General features: G+C 62.0%; 21 protein-coding genes. 7 read left to right on the top strand and 14 right to left on the bottom strand.

Annotated elements, in window-relative coordinates:
- Positions 1-27: 27 nt before the first annotated feature.
- Genes GH659_RS04565 through GH659_RS04555 form a run of 3 tightly spaced genes read right to left on the bottom strand, consistent with a single transcriptional unit; the run spans position 28 to position 1325 of the window.
- Positions 28-540, bottom strand: a complete 513-nt coding sequence (locus GH659_RS04565; RefSeq protein ID WP_153109579.1) for a chemotaxis protein CheW — start codon at positions 538-540, stop codon at positions 28-30.
- 23 nt (positions 541-563) lie between these two features.
- Entirely contained in the window at positions 564-926 is a 363-nt protein-coding gene (locus tag GH659_RS04560) for a response regulator transcription factor (protein ID WP_153109578.1), read from the bottom strand.
- Between the two features lie 39 nt (positions 927-965).
- Entirely contained in the window at positions 966-1325 is a 360-nt protein-coding gene (locus GH659_RS04555; RefSeq protein WP_153109746.1) for a response regulator, read from the bottom strand.
- Positions 1326-1596: 271 nt separating this feature from the next.
- Here GH659_RS04555 and thiD point away from each other — a divergent pair, with 271 nt between their 5' ends.
- From thiD to hemL, 3 genes are read left to right on the top strand one after another with little or no spacing between them, the layout of a single operon-like run.
- Positions 1597-2424 (top strand): bifunctional hydroxymethylpyrimidine kinase/phosphomethylpyrimidine kinase, encoded by an 828-nt coding sequence (gene thiD / locus GH659_RS04550; RefSeq protein ID WP_153109577.1) that lies wholly within the window; start codon positions 1597-1599, stop codon positions 2422-2424.
- 15 nt (positions 2425-2439) lie between these two features.
- The gene (gene thiE, locus GH659_RS04545) at positions 2440-3075 is read left to right on the top strand and encodes a thiamine phosphate synthase (RefSeq protein ID WP_153109576.1); all 636 of its coding nucleotides are present in this window, start codon (positions 2440-2442) and stop codon (positions 3073-3075) included.
- Complete coding sequence (hemL, locus tag GH659_RS04540; RefSeq protein WP_153109575.1) at positions 3072-4352, top strand: glutamate-1-semialdehyde 2,1-aminomutase; 1281 nt, start codon at positions 3072-3074, stop codon at positions 4350-4352. The genes thiE and hemL overlap by 4 nt, the downstream gene beginning before the upstream one ends.
- A 32-nt stretch (positions 4353-4384) precedes the next feature.
- Here hemL and corA read toward each other — a convergent pair whose 3' ends face one another.
- The 7 genes from corA to GH659_RS04505 form a co-directional block, all read right to left on the bottom strand.
- Complete coding sequence (gene corA / locus GH659_RS04535) at positions 4385-5689, bottom strand: magnesium/cobalt transporter CorA (RefSeq protein ID WP_153109574.1); 1305 nt, start codon at positions 5687-5689, stop codon at positions 4385-4387.
- A 118-nt stretch (positions 5690-5807) separates the two neighbouring features.
- A complete protein-coding gene (mtgA, locus tag GH659_RS04530; RefSeq protein ID WP_153109573.1) occupies positions 5808-6503 on the bottom strand; it encodes a monofunctional biosynthetic peptidoglycan transglycosylase in 696 nt (231 codons plus the stop codon).
- A 3-nt stretch (positions 6504-6506) separates the two neighbouring features.
- Positions 6507-7415 carry an energy transducer TonB gene (locus GH659_RS04525; RefSeq protein ID WP_246167702.1) on the bottom strand — a complete coding sequence of 303 codons (909 nt, stop codon included), beginning with the start codon at positions 7413-7415 and terminating at the stop codon, positions 6507-6509.
- Positions 7416-9344 (bottom strand): ribonuclease catalytic domain-containing protein, encoded by a 1929-nt coding sequence (locus GH659_RS04520; protein WP_153109572.1) that lies wholly within the window; start codon positions 9342-9344, stop codon positions 7416-7418.
- Between the two features lie 7 nt (positions 9345-9351).
- Complete coding sequence (locus tag GH659_RS04515) at positions 9352-9921, bottom strand: YqiA/YcfP family alpha/beta fold hydrolase (RefSeq protein WP_153109571.1); 570 nt, start codon at positions 9919-9921, stop codon at positions 9352-9354.
- The gene (locus tag GH659_RS04510) at positions 9918-10742 is read right to left on the bottom strand and encodes an undecaprenyl-diphosphate phosphatase (protein WP_153109570.1); all 825 of its coding nucleotides are present in this window, start codon (positions 10740-10742) and stop codon (positions 9918-9920) included. The genes GH659_RS04515 and GH659_RS04510 overlap by 4 nt, the downstream gene beginning before the upstream one ends.
- Before the next feature lie 42 nt (positions 10743-10784).
- Positions 10785-12053: an ATP-dependent 6-phosphofructokinase gene (locus GH659_RS04505; protein WP_153109569.1), complete on the bottom strand. Its 1269-nt coding sequence runs from the start codon at positions 12051-12053 to the stop codon at positions 10785-10787.
- 119 nt (positions 12054-12172) lie between these two features.
- Between GH659_RS04505 and GH659_RS04500 the strand changes: the two genes are divergently transcribed.
- Positions 12173-12586, top strand: a complete 414-nt coding sequence (locus GH659_RS04500; RefSeq protein ID WP_153109568.1) for a surface-adhesin E family protein — start codon at positions 12173-12175, stop codon at positions 12584-12586.
- A gap of 217 nt (positions 12587-12803) precedes the next feature.
- On the opposite strand, the gene GH659_RS04495 is transcribed toward GH659_RS04500, so the two are convergent.
- A complete protein-coding gene (locus tag GH659_RS04495) occupies positions 12804-14510 on the bottom strand; it encodes a diphosphate--fructose-6-phosphate 1-phosphotransferase (protein WP_153109567.1) in 1707 nt (568 codons plus the stop codon).
- Between the two features lie 203 nt (positions 14511-14713).
- On the opposite strand from GH659_RS04495, the gene GH659_RS04490 reads away from it, so the two are divergent.
- The 3 genes from GH659_RS04490 (at position 14714) to GH659_RS04480 (ending at position 17523) form a co-directional block, all read left to right on the top strand.
- On the top strand, positions 14714-15733 hold the full coding sequence (locus tag GH659_RS04490; RefSeq protein ID WP_153109566.1) for an NAD-dependent epimerase: 1020 nt from the start codon (positions 14714-14716) through the stop codon (positions 15731-15733).
- 57 nt (positions 15734-15790) lie between these two features.
- Complete coding sequence (locus GH659_RS04485; RefSeq protein ID WP_153109565.1) at positions 15791-16537, top strand: TVP38/TMEM64 family protein; 747 nt, start codon at positions 15791-15793, stop codon at positions 16535-16537.
- Between the two features lie 71 nt (positions 16538-16608).
- Positions 16609-17523, top strand: coding sequence for a LysR family transcriptional regulator (locus GH659_RS04480; protein WP_153109564.1), 915 nt, complete (start codon positions 16609-16611; stop codon positions 17521-17523).
- A gap of 19 nt (positions 17524-17542) precedes the next feature.
- Here the strand turns inward: GH659_RS04480 and GH659_RS04475 are convergent, their stop codons facing one another.
- The 3 genes from GH659_RS04475 to GH659_RS04465 all read right to left on the bottom strand — a co-directional run bounded on the left by GH659_RS04475 (position 17543) and on the right by GH659_RS04465 (position 19955).
- Positions 17543-18481 (bottom strand): MBL fold metallo-hydrolase, encoded by a 939-nt coding sequence (locus GH659_RS04475; protein WP_153109563.1) that lies wholly within the window; start codon positions 18479-18481, stop codon positions 17543-17545.
- 137 nt (positions 18482-18618) lie between these two features.
- Positions 18619-19068, bottom strand: a complete 450-nt coding sequence (gene aroQ, locus GH659_RS04470; RefSeq protein ID WP_153109562.1) for a type II 3-dehydroquinate dehydratase — start codon at positions 19066-19068, stop codon at positions 18619-18621.
- Between the two features lie 206 nt (positions 19069-19274).
- Entirely contained in the window at positions 19275-19955 is a 681-nt protein-coding gene (locus GH659_RS04465) for a Clp protease ClpP (RefSeq protein ID WP_153109561.1), read from the bottom strand.
- Positions 19956-19974: the final 19 nt, after the last annotated feature.

Raw genomic sequence — 19974 nt, 5'->3', positions numbered from 1 at the left:
TGCAGTTGATAAAGAAAACAGAGCTGATTACGCCGCAATGTCCATGAATTTTTCGTCCGCCAGCAGATCCCGGACACTGAGCATTTTCCAGAGACGCCCATCTTTGTCCCGGTACACCCGGCTGGCCCAGACCGGCGCCTCCGGATCGGCGACGACCGCCGACAGGTCATCCACGTTCCGCAGACCAAGCATCCGATTAACCATCAGAGCGGCATTATTCCCGAAACGCGCCCCGATCAGCAGCAGGCGGGAAGTGGGGTTTTGGGGGGTTGGCTCCTTCCCCTGAAACGCCGAAAAATCGACAACCGAGTAAAGGTTGCCGCGAATATTCGTCACCCCGAGAAACCAGGATCGCGTCAGCGGAACGCTGAACAGCGTCGTCAAGGGAACCACTTCTCCCGAATCGGAAAGATTCAGCAACCAGAAATCAGCGCCAGACTGGATGCCCAGCAAACCAGAGGAAGAGCGATCGCCGGCACCCGCCAGTTTCGCGGCCAGGTGTGCCTGAAACTCGCGCAAGCTCGATTTATTGGAGGCCATACGGTTATGTTGAGCGGCAGAAATCAGAGCGCGGCAATTTTCGCCAGCAGCTCGTCGCCATTGACTGGCTTGATGATGTAATCCAGCGCGCCTTGCCGCAAGCCCCAAATCTTGTCGGTTTCCTGGCCTTTCGTCGTGCAGACGATGACCGGGATGTGCTTGGTGGCTTCATCGCGCGTCAGCGTACGTGTCGCCTGGTAACCGTTGAGGCCCGGCATGACGACGTCCATCAGGACAAGGTCCGGCAATTCGGCTTTGGCCTTGCCGATACCTTCTTCGCCATTCTCGGCGGTAATGACTTGATAGCCGTTTTGCGTCAACAACTGGACCAGAACATGACGTTCGGTTGGCGAATCGTCGACAACAAGGATCTTCTTGACTGGCATGCATGCACTCCCAATGTTTTGAAAAACCCGCGCCAAGCATCAGGCCTGCGGCAACGCGTGGGTTGCCACGGTCTGCAACAGACTATCTTTGGTAAAGGGTTTGGTTAGATATTGATCCGACCCGACCATGCGCCCCCTGGCTCGATCAAACAGGCCATCCTTGGAAGACAGCATGATCAGCGGCGTATTTCGGAATCGTGGATTTTTCTTGATTAATGCACAGGTCTGATACCCGTCCAGCCGGGGCATCATGATGTCGCAAAAAATTATGTCCGGCTGGTGATCAGCAATCTTCGCCAATGCGTCAAAACCATCTTCTGCCAGGACAACCTGACACCCGGCCTGCACGAGAAAAATCTCGGCGCTGCGCCGGATCGTATTACTGTCATCGATGACCATCACCTTGATGCCGTTCAGATTTGTTGCTTCGGCCAATTTTCACCTCCGGAATGCCCTTTTTCAGGGGGTCTTCTTGTTTGGTGCTTTCGGGCATTATGCAACAATTATGGCCTGTGGTCAGCTCCAAACGAGGAATTGCCACATCAGGGAAAACTTTGGTTTTCGGGTAAAATCAGCCGGACGAAATTCGCTTTAACGCTGGCCGAAAGCGGCCGCTCCACCTCCTTGCCGGACGGTCCAACATGTCCGGTCACTGCATCGATCTCGCCTCATGAACATCCTCCCAAGCGCAACCTGCCGCCCTGCCGTCCTCGCATTCGCCGCCAGCGACCCCACCGGCGGCGCTGGCATCCAGGCCGACATCATGACTCTTTCGGCGCTCGGCTGCCACGCGCTTTCCACCATCACCGCGCTGACCACTCAGGACACGATCGGTGTCAGCGGCGTCCGCCCCGTTCCACCCGACTGGGTCGAAAATCAGGCCCGTACGGTACTGGCAGACATACCGGTGAGCGCATTCAAGATCGGACTCATCGGCAGTGCCGACAACGTCGCCGCGATAGCCCGCATCCTCGCCGATTATCCCGCCGTCCCCGTGGTGCTCGACCCCGTGCTCGCCTCCGGCCGCGGCGATGCGCTGGCCAACGTGGAACTGATCGCCGCCCTCCGCGAACAACTCTTGCCGCTGACCACCATCCTTACGCCAAACTCGCTGGAAGCACGTCGCCTGGCCGCATCGGCGGAAAGCACGAGCACAAGCAAGGCAACGCTTGCCGCATGCGCCGACCGCCTGACCGGCCTTGGCGCCCGCTATATCCTGTTAACCGGCACCCACGAAGAGACGGCCGACGTCGTCAACACGCTTTACGACCAAAGCGGCCCGGTGCACCAAAACCGTTGCCAGCGACTCGCGGGCAGCTACCACGGTTCCGGATGCACCATCGCCTCGGCCATTGCCGCCGGCCTGGCCCATGGAAAAAACGTCATTGAGGCCGTTGCGGCCGCCGAAGATTACACATGGCAAACGCTGGCGAATGCCTTCCACCCGGGGCGGGGCCAGTACATTCCCGACCGCTTTTTCCGCCAACGTTTGCGTTAAAAACACCTTGAACACATGAACCAACACAACCTACGCGGTCTCTACGCCATCACCCCCGACACACTGGATGACGAGCACCTGCTGATCCGTGCCGAAGCCGCATTGCGCGGCGGTGCAAGAATCCTGCAGTTCCGCGACAAGCACCGTCCCGTCGGTGACCGGCCGGGAATCGCACGCGCCCTGCAAACGCTCTGCCGCCGCTTCGACACCCTCTTCATCATCAACGACGATCTGCCCCTCGCCCTCGCGCTCGGCGCCGACGGCGTCCACCTTGGCAGCGACGATGGCGACCTGATAGCCGCACGGCAGGCGTTGGGCCCGGAACGAATCCTCGGCGCTTCGTGCTATGCGAACTTCGAGCTGGCTCGCCAAGCCGTTGCCGCCGGGGCGGACTATGTCGCTTTCGGCGCCGTTTTCGGCTCACCGACAAAACCACACGCGCCACGCGCACCGCTTGCCTTGTTCGAACGTGGCCAGCGCGAGCTTTCCGTACCGTCCTGCGCCATCGGCGGCATCACGCTCGAAAACGCTCCCGCCGTTATCGCCGCCGGCGCCGACATGCTCGCCGTCATCACCGATCTGTTCGATGCACCGGACATTGAGGCGCGCGCCGGCGCCTATCAATCGCTTTTTGAAGGAGAACCGGCTTGACCAACCGCAGCCAGCAACTTTTCGAACGCGCCCAGCGCCACATTCCGGGCGGCGTCAATTCGCCGGTCCGCGCCTTCCGCTCGGTCGGCGGCTCGCCCTGCTTTTTCGCCAGCGGCAACGGGGCGCGCGTTACCGACGTCGACGGCAACTCCTACGTCGATTACGTCGGCTCATGGGGGCCGCTGATTCTTGGCCACGCCCATCCGGCGGTCGTAGCCGCCGTACAGGAAGCCGCGGCCAAAGGGCTGTCGTTCGGCGCGCCAACCGAAATGGAGGTCGAAATAGCCGACCTGCTGTGCGACCTCCTGCCGTCGCTCGACATGGTGCGCCTCGTCAGCTCCGGCACCGAGGCGACGATGAGTGCCATCCGGCTGGCACGCGGCTTCACCGGCCGCGATCTGCTGATCAAATTCGAAGGCTGCTATCACGGCCACAGCGACAGCCTGCTCGTCAAGGCCGGCTCCGGCATGCTGACCTTCGGCAACCCGAGTTCGGGCGGCGTTCCGGCCGATCTCGCGCAACACACGCTGGTTCTCGACTACAACAATAGCGCACAACTCGAACAGGCCTTCGCCGAGCATGGCTCGCGGATCGCTGCCGTCATCGTCGAGCCGGTCGTCGGCAACATGAATCTCGTCGCCCCCGCCGCGGGCTTCCTGCAGACCATGCGCACTCTGTGCACCCGGCACGGCAGCGTGCTGATATTCGACGAGGTGATGACCGGATTTCGCGTCGGGCTGGGCTGTGCGCAGGGGCTTTACGGCATCACGCCGGACCTGACGACGCTCGGCAAGGTCATCGGCGGCGGCATGCCGGTCGGCGCCTTCGGTGGCCGGCGGGAAATCATGGAAAAAATCGCGCCGCTCGGCCCCGTTTATCAGGCGGGTACGCTGTCCGGCAACCCGGTCGCCGTCGCCGCCGGACTGGCGACGCTCAAACTGATCCAGGCACCCGACTTTTACGCGCAACTAGAGCAAAAGACCAAGTCGCTCTGCGACGGGCTGGCCAGCGCGGCTGAGAAATCGGGCGTCGCGTTTTCAGCCCAATCCATCGGCGGCATGTTCGGGCTGTACTTCCGCCGGCAGTGCCCGCAGAACTTCGCGGAAGTCATGGAGTGCGACACGGCGGCGTTCAATCGTTTCTTCCACGCCATGCTCGACGCCGGCCATTATTTCGCGCCGTCGGCCTTCGAGGCGGGGTTCGTGTCGGCGGCACACAACAAGGCCGACATCGCCACCACCGTCAGCGCCGCGGAAGAGATTTTCAGAACCTGGTAAGCGAAATCCGAAGGCTGGCAGCGACCGGAAACTTAGCGCAGCCAGCCCTTCTTTTGGAAGAACCAGAACGGCACGGCCACCGAAACCAGCATCAGTCCGAGCGAGAACGGATAGCCGTAGTCCCAGTGAATTTCCGGGAACCAGCCCTGAAAGTTCATCCCATAGACGCTGGCAATCAGCGTCGGCGGCAGCATGGCGACCGAGGCCACCGAGAAGATCTTGATGATTTTGTTCTGGTTGATGTTGATGAAACCGACCGTCGCATCCATCAGGAAGTTGATCTTCCCGAACAGGAACGAGGTATGGCCGTCGAGCGACTCGATGTCGCGCAGAATCTGCCGCGCATCCTCCAACTGATCGCTGTTGAGAAACTTGCCGCGCACGAGGAATGAAACAGCGCGGCGCGTGTCATGCACGTTACGCCGGATACGCCCGTTCAAATCTTCTTCGCGGGCGATGTCGGCCAGAATCTTCGCCGCCTCGGTGTCGGTCACCACATTGCCCAGCACGTGCTTGCTTACATCCTCCAGCGCGGCGTAGACATCCTCGAGCGCATCGGCGGAGTACTCGGCGTCGGCGGCGTAGAGGTCCAGCAACACGTCCTTGCCGTCCGTCACATAGCCCGGTTGCGTGCGCGCGCGCAGACGCTGCAGGCGGAAGATCGGCAACTCCTCGGTTCGTACCGAAAACAGGATGTCGCGGTGCAGAATCAGCGCCACCGCCACGTTGCGCGACTCCTCCTTGGTATCGAGCAGGAAGTCCGAGTGCAGGTGAATCTCGCCGTTGTCCTCGATGTAGAAACGCGCACTGGCCTCAAGGTCGGTCAGATTGCTCGGGTTCGGTAACTGGACGTCGAAGAAGCGGCCGACCCAAGCGCGAATCTCTGGCGTCGGCGCCACCAGATCGACCCAGATCGGTTTCAGGCACTTGAGGTCGGACGGCGTATTGACGGCGATCTGGCTCAGGCGTCCGTTGCGCAGTTCGAACGCCGTGATGGTTGTCTTTTCGTTGCGATAGTGACTGTCGCCGATCAGATCCTGACGCACCTCGTCGGAGAGGATTTCGAGGATGGATTCCCCGCGCTCCTCGCGCACCTCGTACCAGACGAGCAAGCGGTCCTCCGGCTCCAGTGCCTCGATGATACTGGCAATCTCCGCGAGGGGGACCCGTTCGAGCAAGGTGCGCAATTCGGCCAGATGCTGCTTGTGCAACACACCTTCGACGAGATCGTGACGCGGCATGTCCTGACGATGCACGAGATCCTCGACCAGCTGGTGCTTGGCGAGCAACTCCTTCACGTTTTCGAGGTTACTGGGGGTATTTTTTTCTTCATTCATCGGGTGCGCCTCCCCTGTGCTGCGGTGCGTCGAACAGGCGCGGATTCTAGCACGCAGGCTCGATTCGCCTGTACGAAAACTGTCGTCTGCCGTCTGCCGAGAGGCTCCCGGAATAAATTCATGGAATCCGGGCAGACGGCATCCGCGCCAGCACAACCGCCGTTTTCCGCACCAGCCCCGGCGCATTGCGGTGACGGTCATAAAAACGCGGACTCGGCACCATCGCAGCCAGCCGAGCGGCCTGCTCGGGCGACAACTGCGCGGCGCCAATCCCGTAATGATGCCGCGCCGCCGCCTCGGCGCCAAAGACGCCATTCCCCCACTCGATCGCGTTCAGATACACCTCGAAAATGCGCCGCTTGCTCCACGTGGCTTCGATCATCAACGTGATCACGGCCTCCTGCGCCTTGCGCCACGGCGTTTTCGCCGGCGACAGGAAGAGATTCTTGGCGAGTTGCTGGGAAATGGTCGAACCACCGGCGACGACTTTCCCGCGCCGCTGATTCTTTTCAATGGCTCTCTGGATGCCGTCCCAGTCAAAGCCTTCGTGATGCACGAAGGTGCCATCCTCGGAGACGATCAGCGCCCGCTTCAGATGAACCGACACCCGACCGTAGTCCACCCACTGCTTTCTCAACCTGGCTTTCGGATCCTTCGCCTGCAGTTCGGCCAGACGAATTTCCATGAAGCGCGTCATGCCCGGATTAACCCATGTCCAGAGCAACACCCAGCCGAACAGCCAGAGCTGGTAGAGGACAATCAGCCCAAGCAGGGCGAGAACGCAGCGCTTGGCCCAGCGAAAAAGCCACACCATGAATCACGGAGCCCGGGTAGTCTCAAGGGCATTACTGGCGGTGAAATTCCATTTACGCGTGATCGCGATCACATCGACGTCACGACGGACATCCGGCGAGAAGGCCGCATAGGGCGCGGCCATGCGCACGATTCGCTTAGCCGCATCATCGAGCACTTTGTGCCCGGAAGACCTGTCGATCTCCACACTCTCCACGCTGCCGTCGCTCTTGATGCGCACCGTCAGCGTCAGACTGCCGGAGAGCTTACCGCGCGCGGCCTCCGGATAATTGAGCGTGCCAACGCGTTCGACTTTCTGCCGCCACTCTTCCATGTAGCGGGCAAAACGGTATTCTTCGGTCCGCGTGCCGAGGTTCTTCACCCGCGGCCGCTTGTTGTACTCCTCCGTCTGGCGGGCGATCTCCCCTTCCAGGCGCGCCATTTCCAGCGCGCTGCTCATCAGGTCACGACCACTCGGCGCGGGGGTCGGATCGGGCTTGGCCTCGCCGTCGCGACGCGGTCCGATCAAGCGTTTTCCTTGCGCTTGCTCGAGCAAATGCTGCTGCCGCGCTTCAAGTTGCTGGACGCGCTTTTGCGCCTGCTCAAGCTCGCTGCCGCTCTGTTGCTTCGCCGATGGCGGCAAGGGGGTTTTTGCACGCCGCTCCTGATCGGTCGTGCCGCCACCGTCGAGGTTGGCCTGCGCCAGCGCCTGCGCTTTCGTCGGCTTGCGCGCCGACTTGCTGTTGACCAGGATGATGTCGAGCGCCTGATCGCGGAAGGCGCGCGACGCGTCGGGATACTGGAAGTGCAGCGACAGCAGCACGCCATGCAACACCACCGACACGCCAACGGCCAGATGCATCGCCGGCTGTTCCGACAGCCAGCGCAAGAACGCCGTCACCGGCGCCGCCAATGTCCGCCCCCCCCCGCCCACTTAGCCAACCTCCATCGTATCCTCTTCAGCCAACTCCGCATCACTGGCCGGCGCCTCCGGTTCGGCCAGCGTTTCGAGATAACGGCTGCCGAGCTCAAGCGTCAGGAAATCCGTGCTTTCCAGGCTCAAGCGGACACGCTGCCCCGGCTTCAGCTCCGGTATCGAGGGGACACGCTGCAACAGCGGCAGGTGATCGAACTTGACGAGATTCTCGCGGCGAATCGTGGCATCGATCGTCTGCAAGCCCTCCTGCCCCAGCCAGCGCAGACACCAGTAGCGTTCCATGTGGCGCTGGAAGGTGGCATAAGCGCCGTAAGTCAGTTCGAAGTCGCGCATGGCGGCGAACAGCAGATCGGATTTCGGCTTGAACGGTGCCGCCTCGCCACGCAGGCAGGCGATGAGCTGCCATTGGTTGATCAGGTCGACGTAGCGCCGCAACGGCGAAGACGACCACGCGTACTGCGCGACGCCGAGCCCTTCATGCGGCAGCGGCGAGGTCGTCATGCGCACCTTGCCGCCGACCTGGGCGCGATAGACGGCGGGAATCCCCTTCTCGGCCAGCAGGCCGCCCCAGGTGCTGTTGGCCACGATCATCAACTCGGAGACGAGCTTGTCGAGCGGGCTGCCGCGCTTGCGTTCGCTGATCTCGACGCGGCACTGCTCCGGGTCGGCCAGATCGCCGTCGATCGCGAAGTTGTAGTCGTTGACGCCCTGCATCGCCGACGGTTTGCCGCGCCGGCCTTCGCAGGCGTTGGCCAGTTGCCAGAGCGTCTTCAGCTCGTCGCGGAAAGGGAACTCCGGAAGAACATCGGCCAGCGTCTGCTCGTTGAAGACGGGCTCGATGTCGTGGTGGCGCAGATTCGCCGCGATCGGCACGATCTCGACGCGCGATTCGTGCGCGGTGATCTCGAATTCGGGCGTCACCGTCAGGTAGAGCGAAACGGCGGGGCAATCGCGCCCTTCCGCCAAGGTGAAATTGGCCACTGCCGCATCCGGCAGCATCGTGATCTTGTTGCCCGGCATATACACCGTCGACAAGCGCGCCCGGGCGATCTCGTCGAATTCCGACCCCGGCGCGATGCCGAGGCCCGGCGCCGCGATGTGGATGCCGACGCGCCAGCCGATGCCGGGCAAGGCTTGCAGCGAAAAGGCATCATCGATTTCGGTCGTCGCCGCATCGTCGATGGAAAACGCCCGCACGTCGGCGCGCGGCAAGCCGCTTGGCGCCTCGGGCAGTGCGACGTCGGGAAAGGCGACGCCGCGCGGGAACTGTTCGCGCAGGAAGCGTTGCAGGTGGTAATCGTACGGCGAAGGGATGGCGCCGCATTTTTCCAGCAGATGCGCCGCCGACAGGCCGGTTTCGGCACACGCCGCCTCCAGTGCCTTCGTTTCCGGACGATTGCGGTCCGGCGCGTAAAGCAGCTGGTCGAGCAGCGGCTTGAACTCGGACGGCATCGCAAACGTCTTGAGCTCGCCGACCATGCGCTCGATGGCTAGCGCTTGCTGACGCTTCTTTTCAAGACCGGCCAGAGCGGCTGCGAGAATGTCGGGAGGCGCCTTGCGGAAGCGCCCTTTGCCTTTGCGATGAAAATAGACGGGCGCTGCTTGCAGGGCCAGCAGGAGCGCAGTCGCTTCGACCGCTGACGCTTTTTGTCCGGCGCCTCCGAAATAGTCGTCGGCAAGATCAGAAAAAAGAAATTCGTCATCGCCCGCACACTCCCAGAGAAATTCGGCCTCGATCCCGTTCGCCAGCGTCTCGGCCTGACTCAACAGCTCGCCCGGCGACGGCTCCTTGAAACGCAGGAGAACCGTCGACGACTTGATCTTGGTACGTTTGCCGGACGCCATTTCGACCTGCAACGACGCGTCGTTGTCAGCCATGACGTTGGCCGTTTTGAAAGCACCCTCTTCTTCGAAAAGCACATGCATCTAAAAATCACATCCCACAAAATTCGAGCACTTGCGGCACGTACTCGGGAAAACTGAGAAAAAGGTGTTCGCCACCCTGGACGACGATCTGACGCGAGCCGGCATAGCGCGCCACGGCATCGCGATAGTCGACAATCTGATCGCCGGTTTCGAGCAGGACAAGGTAGCGCTCCGGCGTAATCGTCGCCACATCGAGACGCTTGAGCTGCTCGATGTGTTCATACGTAAACTCGAAATTTTCGCGCGTGTGCAGGTTGATCTGCGTCCCGACCCAATTGGTCAGCAACGACGGCGCCTTGACCGCCGGATTGATCAGCACGGCCTTGAGATTGTATTTCTCGGCCAGATAGGTCGCGTAGTAGCCGCCCAGCGAACTGCCGACGAGCGCCACATCGCCCTTGAGACGCTTGATGATGATCTCGGCGTGGGCAATCGCCTCAAACGGCACATAGGAAAGCGCCGGACAAAAATAGTGCCCGTCCCGCCCACGCGCCCGCAGGGTTTCAGCCAGCAGGATCGACTTCCACGAAGCGGGCGAAGAGCGGAACCCGTGCAGGTAAAGAATATTGGCGCTCATCCATGACTCCAGGCCACCAGATCGAGTTGCCAGGTCGCCAGGACGATAAAGCCGAAGGCCAGGCGATACCAGGCAAACAGACTGAAATCGTGCGAGCTGACATAGCGCAGCAGCCAGCGCACACAGAGAAAAGCCGAAACGAACGAAGCCACGAAACCGACCACCCACAGACCGAGATCATCGGCATTGAGCAGCGCGCGCTCCTTGTACAGGCTGTAGATCGTCGCTGCAAACAGCGTCGGAATCGCGAGAAAAAAGGAAAACTCGGTCGCCGCACGGCGAGAGAGGCCGAAGAACAAGCCGCCGATGATCGTCGCCCCGGAGCGTGACGTCCCCGGGATCAGCGCCAGAGCTTGCGCAAACCCAAGCTTGAGCGCGTCGAGCGGCGACATTTCATCGACCGAATTGAGCCGTACCGTATGCTCGCGCCGCTCCGCCCACAGGATCAGGAAGGCGCCAACGATGAACGCCAGCGCCACCGGCACCGGCTTGAACAAATAGGCCTCGATCACTTTCTTGAACAACAACCCGAGAATCGCCAGCGGCATGAAGGCAATCGCCAGATTCAGGGCGAAGCGGTTGGCGCTGCGCTCTCGCCCCAGCCCGCACAGAACACTGACGACGCGCTGCCGGTATTCCCAGACAACCGCCATGATGGCGCCGGACTGGATGACGATGGTGAACAACTTGCCGCGGTCATCGTTGAAGTCGAGCAGATCGCCGGCCAGGATCAGGTGACCGGTCGAAGAAATCGGCAGAAACTCGGTCAGACCTTCGACGACGCCGAGTAGCAGCGCCTTGAGCAGAAGCAAGGTATCCACGACAACCATCTGAAAAGAAAAGGCGGACATTCTAACAGCCGATCAGGGGCTGACCTGCGCGAAGTTCTGGCCGGTCGCCGCCAGCACACCGCGCCAGGCCGGACTGGTCAGCTCCAGCCGCTTCACATGCTGCGCCAGCAACTCGACCGGCACATGCGTAAACAGCCCGTGCTGCTGGCCGATGACGAGACCGGTCTTGCCGGCCATCGCCGCGTGCACCGCGTTGCGTGCGTAAAAGTCACACAGGATGGCATCCTCGGCATTGGCCGGCACGCTGCGGATCATGTAGCTCGGATCGAAGTAGCGCAGCGTGATCGGAATTTGCTCTGCCTTGAAGTAGCCCTCGATGCGCTCGCGCAGGAACAGGCCGATATCCTTCAGCTTGAGATTGCCCGACGCGTCGTATTCCGGCGCACAGCCGTCCATCAGATGCTGCCCGGCGCCTTCCGCAACCAGCACGACCGCGTGCGCCCGCCGCTGCACGCGCGCCTTGAGCGCGGCAAGAAAACCGTTTTCCCCGTCGAGCGCGAACGGCACCTCGGGCACCAGCGTGAAGTTCACGTCCTGACTGGCAATCGTCGCTCCAGCGGCGATGAACCCGGCGTTCCGCCCCATGATCTTGACCAGCGAAATGCCGTTGTGGACGCTGTGCGCCTCGGTATGCGCGCAATCGATCGCCCGCGCCGCTTCTTCGACCGCCGTCAGATAGCCGAATGTCCGCGAGACGAAGGGCACGTCGTTATCGATGGTTTTCGGAATGCCGACAACGGCCAGCGCATGGCCGCGCGCCCGGGCTTCCTGCATCAGCGCCGCGCCGCCGCGCTGAGTGCCGTCGCCGCCGACGACGAACAGGATATCGACCCGGCGCCGGATCAGGTTATCGACGGCCGCCCCGATGTCGACCGGCCCGCGCGACGTATTGAGCGCCGTGCCGCCTTCCTTGTGGATATCCTCGACGAACTCGGGGGTCAAGCTGACCGGTTCGCCGCCAAGCACGGGATCGAGCCCGCGGTAGCCGTTCATGAAGCCGAGAATCTCGCGCACACCGTAGCCGTGGTGAAGCTCAAGCACCAGCGAGCGCAAGACGTTGTTCAGCCCGGGACACAAACCGCCACAGGTGACGACACCGGCACGCGTCTTGGGAGGATCGAAAAACAGCCGTGCGCGCGGACCGGCAAGCTCGAACGCCAGTGCATCTTCGGATGGGGCGTCCGGATCGACGATGACCCAGTACGGCACGCGCGCCTTGTCGCTGACGTAAAAATCGCGCGGAGAGGAAAAAAGCGGTTCGCCAAGACAGGAAACTTCCATGCGCCGACCCTCGAATGCCAACAGCCTAGAAAGGACAAGAAAGGAGTATCCCCGACCAGCCAGACGGGGTCAAACAGCGACTCGCAGAATAACCCGCTTGAACGGTAGAATGCCCGCCCATGAAAAAGCCAACACATGCCGCACGCGCGGCCCTGACTCTGACGCTGCTCGCCCTGAGCCTGAACACGCAGGCGGACTGGGTCGAAATCGAGCGCTTCGACGACAACACCATCGTTTACGCCGATGCCACAACCGTCACCCGCGAAGCCGACACGGCGCAACTGCTGCACCTCGTCCGCTGGGGCGCACCGCAATCCGACCCGGGCATCCCGACCTACCTGTCGACGGTTGTCCGCACCGCCTACGACTGCACCGACAAGCTGGAAAAATATCTCGCTTCCACAGCCTACACCGGCGCCATGGGCGACGGCGCAAAGGTCATCGTGGACGATGAAGAGGCACGAATCTGGTACACGATTTCCGCAGCATCAATGGAGGAGAAGCTCTGGAAACTCGCCTGCGGAGTGAATTAATAGGGCAGTCAACAAAAAAAGCGAACCACCAAGACACAAAGACACCAAGAGAGCACCAAGCTAACACCCTGTTTTCTTGGCGAATCTTTGTGCTCTTGGTGCCTTGGTGGTGAAGCATTTATCCACACTCTTAACACAACTGACTATCAGGCTGCTTCAGCGCCTGACAACGAACCTGATTCCATCATCAACTCCGTTGTCATCACGACTTACGCCATCAGCCGATCTTGAACGTCAACGACTCCGCGCCGGAGTTCAGCGCCACGCTGATCGGCATCTGCTGCGCGGCGGCGCCCCACAACTGGCGCGGCCCCGGCGACGAAAACAGGTCGTCCGCCGACCACGCCTCGCGCCGCGCCATGAAGAACTGCATGGCCGGCGAATCCATCTTGACGAGAGCCTTCTCGATCACGAACTCGTCCTGCCCGTGACGGCGTTCGATATTGAGCAGGCCGGTCAGCGGGATGGCGAGCGGTTGCCCGCCAGCGTCGAGCTTGTTGACCGCCGCCATGTAGCCGGTACGGCCATCGAGGATCAACGCCCCCGCCGTCAGGCCGAGGTTGTAGGTGTAAGCGGCGTCGAACAGCGTCGGCGCGCCGCAACGGCCTTCGTAGCCGAAGAAATGGCAGTGCGCACCGAACGGCACCTTCGCGTCGAGCTGGCCGACGCGCACCTTGACCATGTCGGCCAGCATGCGCTCGGTCGGAATCAGCGACACCTGCAGGTTGCCGTGCGAATCGCGGTCGGCGAGCAGCATCTTGACCACGTGATCAGGCAGCGAGGCGAACAGCGCCGCATTGGCCGCCGTCAGGCGCGCCGCGACAAAGCCGATGCGCTCGTCGGCCGACGAGGCCGCGAAGGCGTCCGCATGGTGCGCCAACACGTCGTTCAGCTCGGCGATGAGGGCATTCATTTCGGGGATGAATTCGATCAGCCCTTCCGGAACGAGCACGACACCGTGCGTCACGCCCTTGGCGGCGCGCTCGATGACGCTGCGCGCGATCTGATCGACGATCGACGCCAGCGATTGTTTCTTCTCGGCCACTTCCTCGGAAATCAGCGTCACCGCCGGCCGCGTCTGCAGCGCGGCTTCGAGCGTCACGTGCGAGGCGGAACGCCCCATCAGCTTGATGAAGTGCCAGTATTTCAGCGACGAACGGGTGTCCTGAAGGATGTTGCCGATCATCTCGGCGTAGATTTTGGTCGCCGTGTCGAAACCGAACGAGATCGGCAACAGATCACCGACCTGCAGATCGCCGTCGATGGTTTTCGGCACGCCGATCACCTGCACGCCCGAGCCGTCGGCCTTGACGCCGGAGAACAGGTATTCGGCCAGCACCGCCGCATTGGTGTTCGAATCGTCACCGCCGACGATCACGATGGCGTCGAGGTTGTGCTTGATGCACGTTTCCTTGACCTGCTGGAACTGCTCCGGCGTCTTGATCTTGGTACGGTCGGTGCCGAGGAAGTCAAAACCGCCGGTATTGGCGATGCCATCGACGTCGGCCCCGGTAATCTCAAACAGGTTGCCCTTGATCAGCCCCTTGGGGCCGGGCTTGACGCCGAACAGCGTGTTGCCCTGGCCGAGGATGCGTTTCAGGCCGCACACCACATTGTGCCCACCAGCCGCCGGCCCGCCCGAGAACAGCACCGCCACGCGCTTGCCCTGCGACACGTTCGGATTGGCACCGGCCGCCGCCAGCACGGCATTACCGGAGGCTTGCACCGACTTCGGGAAACTTTTCGCCACGCTGTCGCTGTCCTTGGTGCGCAACACGCGCTCGCCCGGCGCGAATGAAATCGCCCGTAACGTCGCGCCATCACCGAAGGCGGGGCAGACGGGGAGCGGCAACTGGCGCACGGCCTCCTCGAAGATCGAGTGGCGCGATTCCATTTTCTGCAACAGTCCGGTCAATGTGCTCATGGCTCTGTTTCCTGTTTGTCCTGTTTGAATTGAGGGGGATCGGCATCTTCACCCGCATGCCGGAATCAAAGGCGCGATTTTACCCCAGTGCCGCCCGCCGTTCCGCGACTTCACCAGAGACGGAGACTTCCCGCTTGTTCGCCGCCAGCGAGCCGGGCGGTTTATGATCATGCATCGCACAACGTGCTCTCGGGGGCAGGCAAATGAAGATACTGGTGACCGGCGCGGCGGGGTTCATTGGCATGCACGTCGCCCGCCTGCTGCTCGAACGCGGCGACGAGGTCGTTGGCCTCGACAACCTGAATGACTATTACGACCCGGCGCTCAAGCAGGCGCGGCTCGATTGCCTCGCCCCGTTCGCCAACTTCCGCTTTGTGCGCCAGGATATCGCCGACGCCACCGCCCTTGGCGAACTCTTTGCCCGAGAGAGCTTCCAGCGCGTCGTGCATCTGGCCGCCCAGGCCGGCGTCCGTTACTCGCTGACCCATCCGCAGGCCTACATCCAGAGCAATCTGGTCGGCTTCGCCAACGTGCTTGAAAGTTGCTGCCGGCACGCCGTCGAACACCTCGTCTATGCCAGCAGTTCGAGCGTCTATGGCGCCAACACCCGGATGCCGTTCTCGGTGCACGACGAGGTCAATCACCCGGTCAGCCTGTATGCCGCAACCAAGAAATCGAACGAGCTGATGGCCCACAGCTACAGCCACCTGTACGGCTTGCCCACGACCGGCCTGCGCTACTTCACAGTGTATGGCCCCTGGGGACGTCCCGACATGTCGCCCTGGCTGTTTACCAGCGCCATCCTCGACGGGCGCCCGATCGACGTGTTCAACCACGGCAAGATGCAGCGCGATTTCACCTACATCGACGACATCGCTACCGGCACGGTGCGCGTCGTCGACCGGATCGCGGCGCCGAATCCGGCGTTCGACAGCGACACCCCCGATCCCGGCAGCAGCCGCGCACCCTATCGCGTCTACAACATCGGCAACCATCAGCCGGTGGAATTGCTGACCTTCATCCAGACAATCGAAAACGCGCTCGGCAGGGTCGCCCTGAAGAATTTCCTGCCGATGCAAGCGGGCGACGTCCTGGCCACCTGTGCCGACATCGACGATCTGCGCCGCGACACCGGCTTTACGCCGACGACGACATTGGTCGACGGCATTGCCCGCTGGGCGGATTGGTTCCGGCAATATTCCGCCAAGCAAAAAACTTCCTGATCCTTTGCCATTTCCGCGCGCTGTGTAAAATCGGAGGCCCTCGCACCTCATCCGCCCATGCCCGACCAAACGCAAAACACCATCGAAGTCGCACCGCCCGCCAAAGAACGCCAGCATCACGCAGCGCAACGCGGCACCTGGCGCAAGGCGCTGGCCCTCGCCGCCATCGGAGCGGCGCTGGTGGTCGCATTGCGCCTCACCCCACTGGCCGATCTCGTGCACGACCGAGAGGCTCTGGTCACCTTGTTCCAGACGAGCGACCGGTGGGCCGGCGTTTATTTCATCGCGTTCAGCACCTTGCTGATCATGATCGGCACGCCGCGCCTCGTCTTTTTCGGCTTCGGCGGTTTCGCCTTCGGTTTTTGGGCAGGCTTGTTCTGGTCGCTGTGCGGCAGCCTGCTCGGATCGTTCATCACTTTCCGGGTAGCCCGCTGGGGAGGACGGGAATGGCTGCGCACGCGTTTTGGCCACTATCGGCTATTCACGCGGATCGTCGAGGCGCAACCGGGCATCGTTTCCGTGGCGCTCATCCGCGTGCTCCCGGTCAGCAACATCATCCTCAATATCGGCATGGCCTTGAGCCGGGTCGGCAATGGCAATTTTCTAGCCGGTTCGCTGATCGGTTTCCTGCCGCAGGGCATTCTCGGCGCACTGATCGGCAGCGGCCTTGCCGAAGAATCGGCCTGGACCGGGCTTGCTCCGCTCGGCCTCGTGGCACTGGTGCTGCTCACCCGCCTGCCGCGCCTGGCCGAATTGGCGCTCAATCGCGCCAAGCCGCACGACAGGCCGCGAGAAATTCCTTGACGAGGCAAGCGCCAATCCAGCGGCGCACCGTGCAATAATCGCCGGCTTCGCCATTGCCGGTTCAAATAACCATGAGCGAGCGTCAACAGCAAAGCCCCCTGCTGGACATCCATCTGCTGCAGCTTTTCGAATTGCTGTACACCACGCAAAGCGTTTCCCGCGCCGCCGAACAACTCGGAATGGCGCAGCCGACCGTCAGCATCTGGCTGGGGAAATTGCGGCGCAAATTCAATGATCCGCTGTTCGTCAGAACCGCGTCGGGCATGCAGCCGACGCGGGGCGCCGAGGAAATGATCGTCACCGTGCGCGCCACGCTCGATTCCCTCCGCCACCTGTCCAACTGGGAGTCGCGTTTCGATCCGACCACCAGCGAGCGACGTTTCCGTATCTGCATGACTGATGCCAGCCGCGCCACCTTGCTGCCGCGCCTGCTGGCGCACATCCGTTCAGAAGCGCCGCGCATCCGTCTTGGCACCGAACGCATCGACGGCCACACGACGCGCCTGCTGGAAAGCGGCGAGGCCGATCTCGCGCTGGGGCTCGTCCCCGACGTCGGCCCGACCCTCTACCAGCAAAGCCTGTTCACTCAGGACTGGGTCTGCCTGGCCAACCGGCAGCACCCGCGGATCGACAACGAATTATCGCTGGCCGCCTACCAGCAGGAGGAGCACATCAGTATCATCGCCGGAACGGGCTATCGTTTGCTCGACGGCGCGCTCGAACGGCTCAACATCCGGCGCCGGGTTCAGCTCGAACTTCCCGGTTTCCTCGGCGTCGGCTCGATTGTGTCGACTACCGACCTGATCGTCACCCTGCCGCGCCAGATCGGGGAGACGATGGCCAGGGCCGCCGGCCTCAAGGTACTGGCCTGCCCCTTCCCGATCCCGACCTTCACCGTAAAGCAACACTGGCACCCACGCTTCCACCACGACGCCGGCAACCGCTGGCTGCGCGGCGTCTGTTCGGCGCTGTTCCTGAACAGCTGACCGGGCGCCAAAACAGCAATTACCGCGCCCGGCTGTCGAGCCAGACACCCAACCCCTGCGCATTGAGTTCCAGATCGACGGCGAGCAACGCGCGGAGCTGCTCGTCAGAAAGATCTGTTCCATGCGCCCGAATCGCATTGATCAGCAGGCGAGCCAAGCCTTCCTTGATCCGCGAATGCCGGCCCGGGTCCGCCTCGGCTTCCTGAAGCGCAACGGCCACCTGCGCATCAATGAGCCGATGCAACTCGGCCGCCTTGGCGGCCACCTCGCGCACTTGGCCGAAATGCGTCAGATAAACCGCGTCCGGCTGATAGCTCATGACGAGATCGATCGACGCATGCATGGCCGCCGGGTCGAATTGAACGGGCGTCGTCGTCGGAAAAACAAACTGTTTTCCTTCCCAATCAAGCTCGCGCAGACAGATGCCGAACGTGTCGCCGGTGAAAACATGGCCGGTTTGGGTATCAACCACGCAGATATGGTGCTTGGCGTGCCCCGGTGTATCGAGGCAGACCAGCTTGCGGCCAGCCAGGTCCAGTTCCAGCTGGTGCGTCGCCTCGACGACCCGGTCCGCAGGCACCGGAAGGATTTCACCGTACAGCTTACGCACCTCGTCCGCCCCATAAACGGCAGACGCGCCTTCAATCAACTTGCCCGGATCGATCATATGCCGGGCTCCGCGCGGATGCACCACCAGACGGGCGTTCGGGAACGCCGCCATCATCGCGCCCGCGCCGCCGGCGTGGTCGAGGTGGACATGCGTCAGGATGACGAATTCGACATTCTCCCTAGCCAACCCCAACTCACCGAGCGCACCAAGCACAAGCGGCACTGAATGCGACGTCCCGGCATCAACCAGAGCTACCCGCCCCTTCTCCACGACGAGATGGATCGCCGCCATCCCCGCGCGCAGATACTCGGCATCAACCGCAAAAATCCCTTGTCCGTATCGAATCATTCGTCATCACCCGAAAAATGCTGTCTTTGAGGCGGCAAGCCTCAAACGACCATAAAAAAACCGGCAGAACGCATATTCTGCCGGTTTTTTTCAGCACGGGCCTGACGCCCGTCGTTTAGTGACTCGATGAAAGAGACTCAGCCTTTCTTCGCTTCCTGCACGGCGGCAACGGCGGCGCGCAGGCCGAGCAGGTAGCTTTCGACACCAAAGCCGCAGATCTGGCCCTTGGCCAGCTGGCCGAACACCGAGTAGTGGCGGAATTCTTCGCGGGCATGCACGTTCGACATGTGCACTTCGATGATCGGGGCGGTGTGGATGGCCAGCGCATCGCGGATGCCGTAGCTGTAGTGCGTCCAGGCGCCGGCGTTGATGATGATCGCGTCGATCCCGTCGAGATACGCCTGATGGATGCGCGCGGCCATTTCGCCTTCGCAGTTGGTCTGGTAGCACTCGACTTCGGCGCCGAGCTCCTTGCCGAGCGCCTGAACGCTTGCGTCGATATCGGCCAGCGTAGCCGTGCCGTAGTGCTTCGGATCGCGTTTGCCGAACATGTTGAGGTTGATGCCGTGCAGCGTAAGAATTTTCATGGACCCACTCCGTTGATCTAACAAGACTATCGGACCTTGCTGGTGCAACCAGCCCCCGGCAAGGTGACTGTTTTCTGATGAACTCGCACTCTAACGGCCAGCAATAGTGTCTGTCCATGCGGCACCCGGGATAATTCCCATCGCCGAATACGAATAATGGCCAATGTCTCGGCGCTCGGCCGGCGGAGCATGGGGAAGAACGACGGCTATTTCTTTTCGCTGCCCGGCGGCTCAACGCCCTTCGCCGGCACAGCCTTTTTCGCCCGCGGCCGGACCGGCGCCTTGACGCGCTGCATGCGCAGCAGGCGGTGGCGGATTTCGTCCGAATCCATCCACAGGTCGCTGCCCTTGAGAATCCGGTTGATCTCGCCCTCGCTCAGGAACGGCATGCAGATGCGCGCCATGACTTTCTCGAACCAGCTGCTGATGGCCAGCACCTCGGCTTGCTGCTCGTTGCCCTTGCCGGAAAAATAGCCGGAATAGATATGGAACATGAGCTGGCAGTTGTCATGCACGATGAGCTTGTCGCCGCAGAGGAAGATCAGCGCCGCCATCGAGTAGGCGCGCGCTTCGAGGATCGTCACTACCTGGGCTTGCGAGGCGACGATGTTGTTGATGATCTGCAAGCCGGTATTGAAATCGCCGCCCGACGAATTGAGGTGCAGATAGACGAGGTCGGTATCGGTCGCCGTCCGCAGGGTATAGAACAACTCGGTGTAGTACTGCGGTTCGAGAATGTCGCCACACAGGTAATAAGACACCTGCCGGATCGGCGACTGCTGCTCGTAACGAACGAGTCCGCGGAAAACGACCGTTTCGGCAACCGCCTCTTCGTCGGCCTCGTGGCCGCGATGGCCGCCGCGGCCATGGTCGGATCGATACAGCATGAGAACCCCTTTCAAGCCC

The organism is Propionivibrio limicola, assembly GCF_009469695.1.
Classification (GTDB): domain Bacteria; phylum Pseudomonadota; class Gammaproteobacteria; order Burkholderiales; family Rhodocyclaceae; genus Propionivibrio; species Propionivibrio limicola.
The sequence above is the reverse complement of the archived record's forward strand: the minus strand, read 5'-3'. Positions and strand labels throughout refer to the sequence as shown.